Annotated in this window: 11 protein-coding genes; 4 read left to right on the top strand and 7 right to left on the bottom strand. The window is 36.1% G+C overall.

Features of this window, described 5'->3' with window-relative positions; all coding sequences use genetic code 11:
- Positions 1-100 precede the first annotated feature (100 nt).
- The 5 genes from ACK4R1_RS12495 to ACK4R1_RS12475 all read right to left on the bottom strand — a co-directional run bounded on the left by ACK4R1_RS12495 (position 101) and on the right by ACK4R1_RS12475 (position 7,954).
- Positions 101-2,815, bottom strand: coding sequence for a DNA gyrase/topoisomerase IV subunit A (locus tag ACK4R1_RS12495; RefSeq protein ID WP_409687513.1), 2,715 nt, complete (start codon positions 2,813-2,815; stop codon positions 101-103).
- A 199-nt stretch (positions 2,816-3,014) separates the two neighbouring features.
- Positions 3,015-3,389 (bottom strand): GxxExxY protein, encoded by a 375-nt coding sequence (locus tag ACK4R1_RS12490; RefSeq protein WP_409687510.1) that lies wholly within the window; start codon positions 3,387-3,389, stop codon positions 3,015-3,017.
- 120 nt (positions 3,390-3,509) lie between these two features.
- A complete protein-coding gene (locus ACK4R1_RS12485) occupies positions 3,510-5,363 on the bottom strand; it encodes a DNA topoisomerase IV subunit B (protein ID WP_409687507.1) in 1,854 nt (617 codons plus the stop codon).
- A gap of 247 nt (positions 5,364-5,610) precedes the next feature.
- Positions 5,611-6,705 carry a redox-regulated ATPase YchF gene (ychF, locus tag ACK4R1_RS12480; protein ID WP_409687504.1) on the bottom strand — a complete coding sequence of 365 codons (1,095 nt, stop codon included), beginning with the start codon at positions 6,703-6,705 and terminating at the stop codon, positions 5,611-5,613.
- A gap of 82 nt (positions 6,706-6,787) precedes the next feature.
- Entirely contained in the window at positions 6,788-7,954 is a 1,167-nt protein-coding gene (locus ACK4R1_RS12475) for a hypothetical protein (protein WP_409687501.1), read from the bottom strand.
- Between the two features lie 276 nt (positions 7,955-8,230).
- Between ACK4R1_RS12475 and ACK4R1_RS12470 the strand changes: the two genes are divergently transcribed.
- Positions 8,231-8,767 (top strand): hypothetical protein, encoded by a 537-nt coding sequence (locus ACK4R1_RS12470; RefSeq protein ID WP_409687498.1) that lies wholly within the window; start codon positions 8,231-8,233, stop codon positions 8,765-8,767.
- Between the two features lie 50 nt (positions 8,768-8,817).
- On the opposite strand, the gene ACK4R1_RS12465 is transcribed toward ACK4R1_RS12470, so the two are convergent.
- Both ACK4R1_RS12465 and ACK4R1_RS12460 read right to left on the bottom strand, forming a co-directional pair.
- Positions 8,818-9,249: a hypothetical protein gene (locus ACK4R1_RS12465; protein ID WP_409687495.1), complete on the bottom strand. Its 432-nt coding sequence runs from the start codon at positions 9,247-9,249 to the stop codon at positions 8,818-8,820.
- Between the two features lie 36 nt (positions 9,250-9,285).
- Entirely contained in the window at positions 9,286-9,636 is a 351-nt protein-coding gene (locus ACK4R1_RS12460) for a 4Fe-4S dicluster domain-containing protein (protein WP_409687492.1), read from the bottom strand.
- A 158-nt stretch (positions 9,637-9,794) separates the two neighbouring features.
- On the opposite strand from ACK4R1_RS12460, the gene ACK4R1_RS12455 reads away from it, so the two are divergent.
- From ACK4R1_RS12455 to serC, 3 genes are all read left to right on the top strand, one after another.
- Positions 9,795-10,853 (top strand): acyl-CoA reductase, encoded by a 1,059-nt coding sequence (locus ACK4R1_RS12455; protein WP_409687489.1) that lies wholly within the window; start codon positions 9,795-9,797, stop codon positions 10,851-10,853.
- A 33-nt stretch (positions 10,854-10,886) separates the two neighbouring features.
- On the top strand, positions 10,887-12,266 hold the full coding sequence (locus tag ACK4R1_RS12450; RefSeq protein WP_409687486.1) for a T9SS type A sorting domain-containing protein: 1,380 nt from the start codon (positions 10,887-10,889) through the stop codon (positions 12,264-12,266).
- 141 nt (positions 12,267-12,407) lie between these two features.
- Entirely contained in the window at positions 12,408-13,508 is a 1,101-nt protein-coding gene (serC, locus tag ACK4R1_RS12445) for a 3-phosphoserine/phosphohydroxythreonine transaminase (RefSeq protein ID WP_409687483.1), read from the top strand.
- Positions 13,509-13,568: the final 60 nt, after the last annotated feature.

Below are 13,568 nucleotides of genomic sequence, written 5' to 3'. Positions count from 1 at the left end.
TTGTTTTTAATTATTATTCTTTCAAATATATACTTATTTATAGTAAAAAAAATAATAATTGTATTTTACATTTAACACTATCAATAATAAGGTTTATAATTTACTCCAACGACAAGGTTATCTGTCCATCATCATCCGTTTCCGTTTGAATGTCGTCTGAAACATTGTCTTCACCGGTTACTTCTACATCTTCCGGTTGGACTTCTTCCGGTTCTTCAAACGGTAATGGTTCTAATAAATTGACTTGCTTTAGTTTATCTGTAGTCAGCTGATTACCAATTGCTTTGATTCCTTTTACAGCGATAAATTGTTCTAAATCAACCGTAATCGTTTCTTTTTGAACGCCTTTGACTTTGGCAAAAACAATTTCCGCCATTGGTCGCCAATCGGTTGAAACGACTTCCAATTGAGATTTCTCATGTTCGGTTATAAAAGTTTCTTCCTTGTTTTCGTTTTCGACTAAGAAGCGTTTTACAAAGTAACGTTCCTTTTCGCCATCGTAATAAATGGTCGAAATCGGTTTCTTCGGATGCCATTTTTCCAAAACAATCATGTCTTCGTCAAAATGCGTAGTCAACTCAGGTACAATCGTTTTCAATTTCCCGGATTGGTTGATGATGAGCAAACGGTCATTAGGTCTAAATTCACCGAGCAACTCACCTCTTCCATCGACATTCAATCGTTGAACCGTATCGTCAAACCACACTTTACGTGGACGCAAAGTTGAAATACCTTTTTCTTTGAGTTCGATTTTCTTAATTGGATATTTGGTTACGGTATTACCACGTGAAGCTCTTCCTTTGATGGCAATATCGGAGAAATCAACATCCCATTTTAGTTTTTTGACACTTCCAATTTGACGCAATAAAATCGTGACCGTTTCCGCTTCCCCATTCGGATTGGCAGAAAAATACAAGACTTGCGAACCGGCTTTTTCTTGTGTCAAATCATAAAATTTATCACGGGTAATTCCGGAAACATTGAAACGCTTGATAAAGGTGGAACCGTTTTTACCATCTCGGTACATCATATTGTAAATCGTGCGCTTGTCGTTCTTATCAAAAACCGCAATATGGATAATGTCTTTGCCGACGAACTTTTTGTCATCGACTTTGGCCACCATCATTTTTCCGTCACGCAAAAACACAATTACATCATCGATATCTGAACAATCGGCTACGTATTCATCTTTTTTCAAACCCGTTCCAAAGAAACCTTCTTCTCGATTTACATAGAGTTTGGTATTTCTCAAAACTACTTTCGTAGCTTCAATAGTATCAAAACTTCTTAACTCAGTTTGGCGTTCGCGTCCTTTACCGTATTTGTCTTTGAGTTTTTGGAAGAAATCAATCGTATAATCTATGATATGATCTAAATGGTGTTTTACTTCTTCCATTTCGGCTTCCAACTTGGCAATCGCATCATCGGCTTTATCCGAGTCGAATCGCGTGATACGAATCATCGGAATTTGCGTTAGCTTTTGCAAATCGTCATCATTAATTTCTCTGACAAACGATTTTAAGAACGGTTTGAATCGGTCATACATATAAACGTAAAGCGATTCTCTGTCGGAATACAATTTGAAATCGATGTACATTTCTTCACGGATGAAGATTTTCTCCAAAGTCGAGAAATGCCATTTGTTTTCGAGTTCGTCTAACTGAATTTCCAATTCTCTCTTGAGCAAATCGACCGTACGATGCGTTGAAATTTTCAACATATCCGAAACACCGATGAACAAGGGTTTATGGTTTTCAATCACACAACCCAATGGCGCCACGGAAGTTTCGCAAGCGGTAAACGCATACAACGCATCAATGGTTTTATCCGGAGAAACGCCCGGCGGAAGATGGATTAAAATCTCTACTTCGGCAGCGGTGTTGTCTTCGATTTTTTTGACTTTTATTTTTCCTTTTTCGTTGGCTTTCAGAATGCTATCAATCAGTGTTGAAGTATTGGTTGAAAATGGAATTTGGGTAATCACCAAAGTTTGCTTGTCAAGCTGACCAATTTTGGCACGCACACGAACACGTCCGCCACGCAAACCGTCGTTGTAATTCGACACGTCAGCAATACCAGCTGTTGGAAAATCCGGAAATAAAGTAAAAGGCTTGTTTTTTAAAACTTTAATCGAACAATCAATCAATTCGTTAAAATTGTGTGGCAAAATTTTAGTCGATAAACCAACGGCAATTCCTTCAGCACCTTGCGCTAACAATAACGGAAACTTTACCGGAAGATTAATCGGTTCGGCACGTCGACCGTCATACGACATTCCCCATTGGGTAATCTTTGGAGAATACAACACATCGTGGCCAAACTTAGAAATACGCGCTTCAATATAACGCGAAGCCGCAGCACTGTCGCCCGTGAGGATATTTCCCCAGTTTCCTTGCATGTCGATGATCAAATCTTTTTGCCCTATTTGCACCATCGCGTCACCGATACTCGCATCTCCGTGTGGATGATACTGCATGGTATGTCCAACGATGTTCGCCACTTTGTTGTAACGACCATCATCCAACTCTTTCATGGAATGCATAATACGGCGTTGCACCGGTTTGAATCCGTCTTCAATGGCAGGAACGGCGCGCTCTAAGATTACATAGGAAGCATAGTCCAAAAACCAATCTTTGTACATGCCTGTAACTTTGGTAATGGTGTCTTCCGGGTTTTCGTCGTTTTCGTAGAAATGGTTGCCTGAAGATTTGAGGTCTTCAAAACCTTCTTCCATGGCGTCATCGCTTGAAGATTCGTTCAACTCTTCGTTGTTGTCGTCTTCGTTTGGGATGATATCGTCTTCTTCGTCTTTCATTACTATTTTTATTTTGTAGCACAATGTTACTCAAAGTTAAACACTAAGTTTCTCAATGTTTTTAAATTTATTTGTGTGACTTTGTGCTCCTCTTGTTTCACTATGTTACTCAAAGTTAAACGCTAAGTTTCTCAATGTTTATTATCTTTTACTTTGTGTGACTTTGTGCTTTACGTAGTGCCACTTTGTGTTACTAACTTTATAATATCAATCTTTTTATACCATCTTTCAATGATTTTTTGTAAAAATTTAAAAGTAATCCTAACTTGCATTCTGAAAGCCGCATATAAGTTAAACATTGAGCAGTGTGTTCAATTGTAAAATTTTCTACAACTTTTAGTTCAACAATTACTTTATTATTTACAATCAAATCAACTCGGTATCCGCAATCCATTTTTATATCTTCATAAATAACAGGAAAGGGTTGTTCTTGCTTGACGTCTAATCCTAATTTTATTAATTCATAAGCTAAACATTCTCTATAAACTTTTTCCAACAAACCAGAACCTAATTTTGTATGAACTTTATAAGCACAATCCAATATAATTCGGCTAATTTCGTTTTCTTCGTTCATAATGTGTGTTTTTGTTACACAATGTTACACTAAGTTTTTTCACAATGTTTCTCAATGTTTTTTGTAAAATTTCTTTGTGTGACTTTGTGCTTTACATAGTGCCACTTTGTGCTCCAAAACTTATTTCTCCACCACATCCAATTCCACTTTCAAATTATTGATAATGAAAATCTGTCTGTCCGGTGTGTTTTTACCCATATAGAATTCGAGTAAGGTTTCAATTGACGTGGCTTTGTCTAACATGACCGGATCTAATCTTATACTCTCTCCAATAAAATGTTTAAACTCATCAGGTGAAATCTCTCCTAATCCCTTGAAACGGGTGATTTCCGGTTTGGGTTTTAGTTTTTCGATGGCATCAATTCGCTCTTGTTCGCTGTAACAATAGATGGTTTCCTTTTTGTTTCGCACGCGGAATAATGGCGTTTGTAAAATGTACAAATGGCCATCCTTAATCAACTCCGGGAAAAATTGCAGGAAGAACGTGATTAACAGCAAACGAATATGCATTCCATCAACATCGGCATCGGTAGCGATTACGATATTATTGTAACGCAAATCGCCCATGTCTTCTTCAATGTCTAAAGCCGCTTGGAGTAAGTTGAACTCTTCGTTTTCGTATACAATCTTTTTGGTCATGCCATACGAATTCAAAGGCTTACCACGCAAACTGAAAACCGCTTGTGTATTTACATCCCGACTTTTGGTAATCGAACCCGAAGCCGAATCACCTTCCGTAATAAAAAGTGTGCTTTCTAAACTTCGTGGGTTTTTGGCATCGGTTAAATGCACTCTGCAATCGCGAAGTTTTTTATTATGTAAACTAGCTTTTTTGGCCCTGTCTTTGGCTAATTTTCGAATTCCTGAAAGCTCTTTACGTTCTCTTTCCGCCTGAAGGATTTTGCGGAGTAACAAATCGGCAACTTCAGGATTCTTGTGTAAAAAATTATCGAGTTTGGTTTTGATAAAATCATTTACGAATGTACGAACTGATGGTCCATTCGGACCAATATCAGTCGAGCCTAACTTGGTTTTAGTTTGCGATTCGAATACCGGTTCTTCGACTTTTACTGAAATCGCCGAAACAATCGACTTACGGATATCAGACGCTTCAAACGGTTTGTTGTAAAACTCTTTGATCGTTTTGACAATCGCTTCACGGAAAGCGCCTAAGTGCGTTCCACCTTGCGTGGTATTTTGCCCATTCACAAACGAATGGTACTCTTCTGAATATTGCGATTTACTGTGTGTTAAAGCCACTTCAATATCGTCACCCAACAAATGGATGATTGGATATTGCATGTCTTCTTCCGTAATCGTTTCTTCTAACAAATCCTTTAACCCATTATCTGAATAATACTTTTCGCCATTGTAATAAATGGTCAAACCGGTATTCAGATAACAGTAATTTTTGAGCATTTTGATGACATACTCATTTCGGTATTTGTAGTTTTTGAAAATGGCTTCATCGGCAACGAAAGCGACTTTGGTTCCTTTGCGTTTGGTCGATTCCTGAACGTCTTCTTCGATGGTTAGATTTCCGGCAGAGAACTCGGCAGCTTTTTGTTGGTTGTCTCGAACCGATTCTACACGGAAATAGTTCGATAAAGCGTTAACAGCTTTGGTACCGACTCCATTCAAACCTACGGATTTCTTGAAGGCTTTGGAATCGTATTTTCCACCGGTATTCATTTTGGAAACTACATCCACTACTTTCCCTAACGGAATTCCACGACCATAATCGCGCACGGTTACCAGTTTATCTTTGATGGTCACTTCAATGACTTTTCCGGCACCCATAACGAATTCATCAATACAGTTGTCGATGACTTCTTTTAGTAAAATATAAATACCATCGTCGGGCGAAGAACCGTCTCCAAGTTTTCCGATGTACATTCCGGGACGCATTCGGATGTGTTCTTTCCAGTCGAGTGAACGGATATTGTCTTCGGTATATTGATTTTGTTCTGACATTTTAAAACTAACGATTTTGTGCTAATATAGTGGAATTAGGATGATTTTTGAAATGATAGTTATCAAAGTTATTAAGAATGATATTGACAAAATAAGGCAATAGACATAAGCCAAAAGGGAATAGTTGAAAGTTATTGAATTAAATGATTTTCCTCATTCTAGAAATAAATTTAGTGTCAAAAAAAAAACCGAAAGTACTAACTTCCGGTTTTTTTCTATTGCCTTTTGGCTTATGCCTAATTACTAACTACACATTAAAACGGAAATGCATCACATCACCGTCTTTTACAATGTATTCCTTTCCTTCCACTCTGAGTTTTCCGGCTTCTTTTACTTTGGCTTCTGAACCGTAATGTGCAAAATCCTCAAAGGCAATTACTTCGGCACGGATGAATCCCTTTTCGAAATCGGTGTGAATAACTCCGGCGGCTTTTGGTGCGGTATCTCCGATGTTGATTGTCCACGCGCGAACTTCTTTTACGCCTGCTGTGAAATAAGTTTGTTGCTTTAATAATTTATATGCGGCGCGAATCAAAACCGCTGAACCCGGTTCTTTCAACCCTAAATCTTCTAAGAACATTTGACGCTCTTCGTACGTTTCTAATTCGGTGATATCTGCCTCGGTTCCAACAGCCAAAACAATTACTTCTGCATTTTCGTCTTTCACCAATTCGCGTACTTGTTCTACGTATTTGTTTCCGGTTGCGGCTGATTCTTCCTCTACATTACAAACATATAAAACCGGTTTGGTTGTGATTAATTGGAAATCTTCCATCAAGGCTTCTTCATCGGCGTTTTGCGGAAGAACTGTTCTTGCAGACTTGGCTTGTAATAAAGCTTCACGGATTCTGTCTAAGAAAGCTTTTTCAACTTGGGCTTCTTTATTTCCTGTTTTCGCAGCACGATTAACTTTTTCCAGACGTTTTTCAACGGTTTCCAAGTCTTTTAACTGCAATTCGATATCGATAGTTTCTTTGTCGCGGATTGGGTTCACATTCCCATCTACGTGTATAATATTGTCATTATCAAAACAACGCAACACGTGAATGATAGCGTTACATTCTCTGATGTTAGCCAAAAATTGATTGCCCAAACCTTCGCCTTTACTCGCTCCTTTCACCAATCCGGCAATGTCAACTATATCTACAGTTGCCATTTGAACGCGCTCCGGCTTTACCAATTCTTCTAATTTGTTGATTCTCGGGTCAGGAACGTTTACAACGCCTATGTTAGGTTCGATAGTACAAAACGGAAAGTTCGCGCTTTGTGCTTTGGCATTAGATAAACAATTAAATAAGGTTGATTTCCCTACGTTTGGCAATCCTACAATTCCTGCTTTCATGAGTATGCTTGTTTTTAAAAGTGTGCAAATATAGCGTAATAAAACCAAGTAACAAAGTGTCTGAAAAAGCAAAAAATTGAAGTTAATTTGTCCTCTCTTGTAATTGATTGATGATGGCCTGTTCTTCTTCGGTGGCCGTTAATCCGGAGACATCCCAATAAGTCGAAAGAATAGTATTTTTCTTGTTGTAAAGCGTTTTGTCTTTGAAAACCTCACTTTCTTTATAACTGTAATTTTGGTTACTGAAATTGGTTGTAACAAAATAATTTCGAACTTCAATATCAGTAGTTTTATTTTTGTCAATTCGCTCAAAACCAATCTCTTCTTTTGAACTAACTAAATAATAATTTTCACCATCTAATCGATAAATATTTTTGAATAAAGATTTATAAATGTTTTTGGACCCAATGGCTTTTTTCTCTTTAATATTGGCAATGGTAGTAGGCGAAACCACAGTACTAACTTCTATAATAATTTTCTTTTTCCAATCGTAAATAATTTTAAAGTCATCCCGTAAATCCTTGTTGTTGTCTAAAGGCGTTACTATCATCATATTGTAGTCTTGATTGGCAGAATAACCTTTGATTAGGAAATCGTATTCTTTTTTGGCACCATTATCCAATATTGGTTCCAAATATTTGAAATTGTAATAATTCTGCATAATGTCATTGAGATTATAACCTAAAACGTCTGCATTTATTTGATCAAACATCAAACCAAATGACCTGTTTTGTTCGACTAAAATGTTGCTTTTAAAGTTTTTGTCTTTGCCAAATAGCTGAAAATTCATTAAGCCATCATTGTAGTAGGTGTAATTTCCGTCCATCTTAAAAAATTCTCTGGAATAAACTTTCAATCGAGCCGGAACAGTAAGCTTTTTGACAGAATTGGCCACTATACTTTTTAGGATTTTCTGAGGGTGTTGTTTGGTGACAATAATTTCGTCAAGATCATTAATATTACTTTTCAGATAAATTGTATTGTCTGTTTTTTGCAATGCCGATGAACGCACTGTGACTTTTGCATAAGAGGAATGAGTTACTTGAATATTGGAAGAACCATTCAATACAAAAGTGACCTTTCCATCAACATTACTTAGCAATGTCTGTTTAGTTTTCAGAATATAAACCGTCACATCTTCAACAGGGAGATTGGTTTCTGTATCTTTCAATATCAAGGTCATCTCGGAGGCCTGACCATACATTGAAACGCTAAAAGCCAATAAAAACAGTAGGTAAAGTTGTTTCATCCTTAGATTAGGTTTGAACAAATTTAACAAAATTTCATTTTATCCAACACACCACCATTTTATTCGTTAATTAATCATAATATTTTTATTGATTTTGTTAAAAAAACTGATTTTGAAATCAAGTCATAGCCCTTAAAATATAAAGTTTAAAAAAGGACAGCGAGACAACGAAGTTATTTTGTGTGATTATCCTATAACATTTAAAAAAAATTATGTAACACGAAAGACTTCATTGCGATTTAAATTTGTAACATACAAACCATAAAACAAAAGATTATGAAAGTTCTAGTTATAAGTATGATTGCTTTATTATTGTCAATCAATAGCCAAGCACAAAACACAAACAAAAAATCAGAAGTCAAAACAACTACCACAACCGTTAAAGATTCTGATGGTGTAAAAAAAATTGTAAAAACTGAGGAAACTAAAGAAGTGCAGAAAATTAAGTTAGAAGAGGAAAAAGCCAACACTTTAAACATTCCTACAAAACCAAGCCAAGTTGATGTCACCACCAAAACACAAGTTTCTGTTGATGGTGTGACCAGATTTGTAGACGTTGACCGTTCAGCCTATTACACCTATAACGGACAAAAATACCAAGTTGCTATAGACAATAGTGGCTATACTATGTCGTTGCCTGAGAACAATGAAAAAACAATTCTGAGAAGAACTTCCAATAACAATTATATTTTTAAAAACAAGGACAAACTCTCTGTTGGTTATTTTGATGCAGAAGGAAACCTAGTTGTGGAGACCTACGACGAAAAAACAGACACAGTGGTTCTTGAAAAATATATTGTTGTGAAGCCTTAATATATTTCATGTTTTGTTAGGGAAGCCCGGGCTAAATGCTTGGGCTTTTTTTATTTCCATGTTTTTGGCGCTTTTTCTTTGGTTGGAAATACGCTTTCTAGTACTATAGTTCCAACACAACAAAGAGAAAAAGAAATAAAAATATCATTAAGAGTAAACCAAAACTGAAAGAAGGTATTCAAACCAATCCAATCATTTTTCTCGTTTATTAAAACGGTTACTTCATCTCCTATATCAAGAAGATTGATATGACCCCATTTTTGATCTGAAGCTTCCCAATCATAATTTTTATAGGTATAGACCACAACTGGTGAATCTGAAATTTCAATAGTAGTTTTAGTTCGGGTTTCACGGGTCTTTTTGTACCTTTCAAAACCTATAACCTTAGCTAAAACCTTATCACTTTGGAAGTACCGGTAAGTATTATATACCGTATTGAAACCAACATATAAGCAAAAAATAATAAGAAAGTACCTTTTCATAAAGTAAAAAACCTCAATTACTTGAGGTTTTATTTATCACTCGTTGTGTAAAAATGATTGTCTGTTAAGCAAAGTTTCTTCGCTTTCTACGTGATTATCATCGGGAATACAACAATCTACCGGACAAACTGCCGCACATTGTGGTTCTTCATGAAAACCTTTACATTCTGTACATTTCCCCGGAACGATATAATAAATATCATCTGAAATTGGAGTTTGTGCAGCATCCGCATCTACTTCGCTTCCGTCAGGTAAAATTACTTTTCCTCTTAACTTGGTTCCGTCTTTGTAACGCCAATCGTCAGCACCTTCGTAAATTGCTGTATTGGGACACTCGGGTTCACATGCACCACAGTTGATACATTCGTCAGTTATTATGATAGCCATAGCTAATTTTTTATTATTTTTAGATAAAAAGAATATAGTGAATAGAATATAGACGCTTCATCAATAGATTAAAATTGCATCTTTTATCTTTATTCTATTTTCTATTGTCTTATTTTTGCGCAAAATTACAATCAAAACCATTCATAAACAAGTTACTGATGTTACAAATCGAGAAAAAAAAATGTTTTACCGAATTAGGGAAGTTTTTAAGCCAATTTTCTTTGGAACAAAACAGTAAAAACGAAGCAGTTCTTCACAACGATTTATTTTTTGAAGGTTTTATCGATTTAATTCATTTATCACAATCGCACAACGGTTGGTTTACACCGCAACAGGTTTATCATTCGGTTCAATCTTGGTCGAAAGCTTTACAAGAAGACAATTTAAATCAATGGTTATCAAATTATGATTTTTCGAAAGTGCAACCTAAAACTGTCGGTTTAATCTTGGCCGGAAATATTCCTTTAGTTGGTTTTCACGATTTTCTTTCGGTGTTGATTTCCGGACATAAAGTTTTGGTAAAGACCTCTTCCAATGACCAACATTTAATCAAGTTTTTAGCCAAATATATAATTGCTGTTAATCCTGATATAGAAAACTACATCACTTTTACCGATGGTAAGTTGGTAAATTTTGATGCCGTAATCGCTACCGGAAGCAATAATACCGCTAGATATTTCGAATTTTACTTCAAAGACAAACCTAGTATCATTCGCAAAAACAGAAATTCAGTTGCCGTTTTAACCGGAAATGAAACTAAAGAAGACTTAATCAATTTGGGCGAAGATATTTTTAGGTATTTTGGATTAGGTTGTAGAAATGTCTCCAAATTATTTGTGCCCAAAGGTTACGATTTCCAGCCTTTCTTTCAGGCGATTTATGAATATAAAGACGTGATTTTTTACGAAAAATATTCTAACAATTACGATTACAATAAAGCGGTTTTTTTGATGAGCAATTTCAAATTACTCGATAATGAATTCCTGACGTTGAAAGAAGATACCAGCTACGCCTCGCCTATTTCTTCGGTGTTTTATGAATATTATGTAAACTTAGAAGACATTAAAAAGCAATTGGAAAACGATGCAGAGCAAATTCAGTGTATTGTTTCTAATAATCTGACTCCAAATTCGATTCCGTTTGGCAAAACGCAACAGCCTGAACTTTGGGATTATGCGGATAATATCGATACTTTAACTTTCTTAACGACAATTTAATTCCTACATTTACTTTCTAAACAATTGTAAATCATGAGAAAAATTACTTTCTGCATTTCGATTTTATTTATTCAAGGTTTGTTTGCTCAAATAACATTAACACCTTTCACACCCGATATTCCTTTTAGTGGATTTACAAGTTCACTTGATGCTTTTGGCAACGAAATAGCAATATCTGGTAGTCATGCTCATGATTTCTCCCAAACAATGGTTTTTGTCTTTGAAAAAAATGGCACTACTATCTCACAGGAAACTTATTTTACACCAACAGACTTTGCCCCATTTGACAACTTTGGTGAAAAAGTATCTATAGACAACGACTTCATTGCGGCTAGTTCTAGATTAAACGATCAAGTCGCGTCGAATGCCGGAGCAGTTTATATGTATAGAAAAGTGGCAGGCAATTGGACGTTTTTCGAAAAGATAACTGCTTTTGATGGTGTGGTTGATGATTACTTCGGAACCGATGTTAAAGTTATTGGAAACCAACTTTTTGTAAGTGCAATTAATAATGAACCTATCGGACAACCAACTACTACCAACAGTGGAGCTGTGTATGTATATAATTTTAATGGACTGAACTGGATTTTTTCACAAAAGATAATACAAAGTGGTACTTATAATTTTGGTAATAAAATTAAAGTGGCTAATAACCAATTAGTAATAGCTGCTGGAACTGACTTACACACCTATAATTTCGATGGAAGCAATTGGAACTTTTCTTCCACCTTCGCTTCTTCAACAATGGTTGATTTTGATTTAGACAACAATCAACTTTTTGTTTTACGAGTAACTGGCTTTAGTTCCAACATAGATATATATAACGAAGTTGCTGACACCTGGAATTTAAATACTACAGTCACGTCATTAAATTTCAATGACAGAATGCCAACCAACTTTGAGGTTAAGAATAATTTAATGTTTATCAGTCTCAATTTCCATCCGTTATTGTATACCGGTAAAACTCCAGTAGCGATGTTTAAAAAAATAGGCGGTGTTTGGTCATATCAGGAACTAATTTATGGGGTCGGACCATTTGAACATGATGATGGTTTTGGTTCCCAAATGGCTATTTCAAATAGCATTGTGGTAATTGGAGCTCCAATTGAGCGAATGCCGCAGGCATATGGTGGAAATGCCTATACAATTGATGTCACTTTAGGAGTTAACGAAAATACATTAAATGATTTAGAAATTTATCCTAATCCAACTTCCGACCTTGTTTATTTGACAAACGATTTAGGGGAAAACATAAGTACTATAGGTATTTATCAGTTTGATGGAAAACTAATAAAAAAAGTGAAATATTCCCAAAACCCAATTTCATTGAATGAATTTCAAAATGGGGTGTATCTTTTAAAAATAACTTGGACTAACGGTATTTCCACTTGTAAAAGAATTGTAAAGATTTAAACTGCTATTTTAAGTTATTATCAATAATTGTTATAAACTAAAACGTTTTCGTTAATAACATAGCCTTATTATTGCGGAATTCTAATCGCTTATTTTAGCCCTATTTCCGAAATTTGCACTTTAATTTTTAGGAAATCCACTATGAAAAAACACAATTACAGCGCCGGACCGTGTATACTTCCTCAAGAAGTTTTTGAAAAATCTGCTCAAGCCGTTTTGAACTTCAACAACTCGGGTTTGTCCTTATTGGAAATTTCACACCGAAGTAAAGATTTCGTGGCCGTAATGGACGAAGCTCGAGCTTTGGTCTTAGAACTTTTAGGTTTGGAAGGCAAAGGTTACCAAGCGTTGTTTTTACAAGGTGGTGCCAGTTTGGAATTCTTAATGGTTCCTTATAATTTAATGAAAGTCGATGGAAAAGCGGCTTACTTAGATACCGGAACTTGGGCCAACAATGCCATTAAAGAAGCTAAATTGTTTGGTGAAACCGTTGTTGTTGCTTCTTCTAAAGAACAAAACTACAATCACATTCCGACTGATTATACGATTCCTGCTGACGCGAGTTATTTTCATTGCACGAGTAATAATACGATTTTCGGAACACAAATGAAATCTTTTCCAAAAACCGATATACCGGTGGTTTGTGATATGAGTTCAGATATCTTTTCACGCACTTTAGATTTTACTCAGTTTGATTTGATTTATGCCGGAGCTCAGAAAAATATGGGTGCCGCCGGAGCAACATTAGTAGTTGTTAAAGAGGAAATCTTGGGGAAATCAGGCAGAGCGATTCCGAGTATTTTGGATTATGAAAAGCATATCAAAGCCGAAAGTATGTACAATACGCCAGCTGTTTTTGCGGTTTATACTTGTTTGCTGACTTTACAATGGTTGAAAAACCAAGGCGGAATTGCGGCTATCGAAAAAATCAACGAAGCCAAAGCCAATTTACTTTACAACGAAATCGACAGAAATCCGTTGTTCATTGGCACCGCAAATCCTGCTGACAGAAGTTTTATGAATGCGACTTTCCTTTTAGTAAATCCTGACCATCAAGAAACGTTTGATAAAATGTGGAAAGCGGCCGGGATTTCCGGTTTGCCGGGTCATCGATCTGTTGGCGGTTACAGAGCTTCGATGTACAATGCTTTGCCTTTGGAAAGCGTACAAGTTTTGGTCGATGTGATGAAGGAACTTGAGATCGTGTTCAGTGTTCAGTCACAGTCGCAGTTAGCAGAATAAAATTAGCCCGGATTGGAGCGAGCTACCATGTAGCGCGGAAAACCGGATCAAGCTCCTAGA

It is taken from the genome of Flavobacterium sp. (assembly GCF_046293665.1).
GTDB lineage: Bacteria > Bacteroidota > Bacteroidia > Flavobacteriales > Flavobacteriaceae > Flavobacterium.
The sequence above is the reverse complement of the archived record's forward strand: the minus strand, read 5'-3'. Positions and strand labels throughout refer to the sequence as shown.

Excerpts from the sequence above, each read along its gene's own strand:
- ACK4R1_RS12470 (WP_409687498.1), top strand. The coding sequence starts at position 8,231 with ATGAAAGTTCTAGTTATAAGTATGATTGCTTTATTATTGTCAATCAAT.
- ACK4R1_RS12450 (WP_409687486.1), top strand. The coding sequence starts at position 10,887 with ATGAGAAAAATTACTTTCTGCATTTCGATTTTATTTATTCAAGGTTTG.
- ACK4R1_RS12495 (WP_409687513.1), bottom strand. The coding sequence starts at position 2,815 with ATGAAAGACGAAGAAGACGATATCATCCCAAACGAAGACGACAACAAC.
- ACK4R1_RS12455 (WP_409687489.1), top strand. The coding sequence starts at position 9,795 with ATGTTACAAATCGAGAAAAAAAAATGTTTTACCGAATTAGGGAAGTTT.
- ACK4R1_RS12485 (WP_409687507.1), bottom strand. The coding sequence starts at position 5,363 with ATGTCAGAACAAAATCAATATACCGAAGACAATATCCGTTCACTCGAC.
- ychF (WP_409687504.1), bottom strand. The coding sequence starts at position 6,705 with ATGAAAGCAGGAATTGTAGGATTGCCAAACGTAGGGAAATCAACCTTA.
- ACK4R1_RS12475 (WP_409687501.1), bottom strand. The coding sequence starts at position 7,954 with ATGAAACAACTTTACCTACTGTTTTTATTGGCTTTTAGCGTTTCAATG.
- ACK4R1_RS12465 (WP_409687495.1), bottom strand. The coding sequence starts at position 9,249 with ATGAAAAGGTACTTTCTTATTATTTTTTGCTTATATGTTGGTTTCAAT.
- ACK4R1_RS12490 (WP_409687510.1), bottom strand. The coding sequence starts at position 3,389 with ATGAACGAAGAAAACGAAATTAGCCGAATTATATTGGATTGTGCTTAT.
- serC (WP_409687483.1), top strand. The coding sequence starts at position 12,408 with ATGAAAAAACACAATTACAGCGCCGGACCGTGTATACTTCCTCAAGAA.
- ACK4R1_RS12460 (WP_409687492.1), bottom strand. The coding sequence starts at position 9,636 with ATGGCTATCATAATAACTGACGAATGTATCAACTGTGGTGCATGTGAA.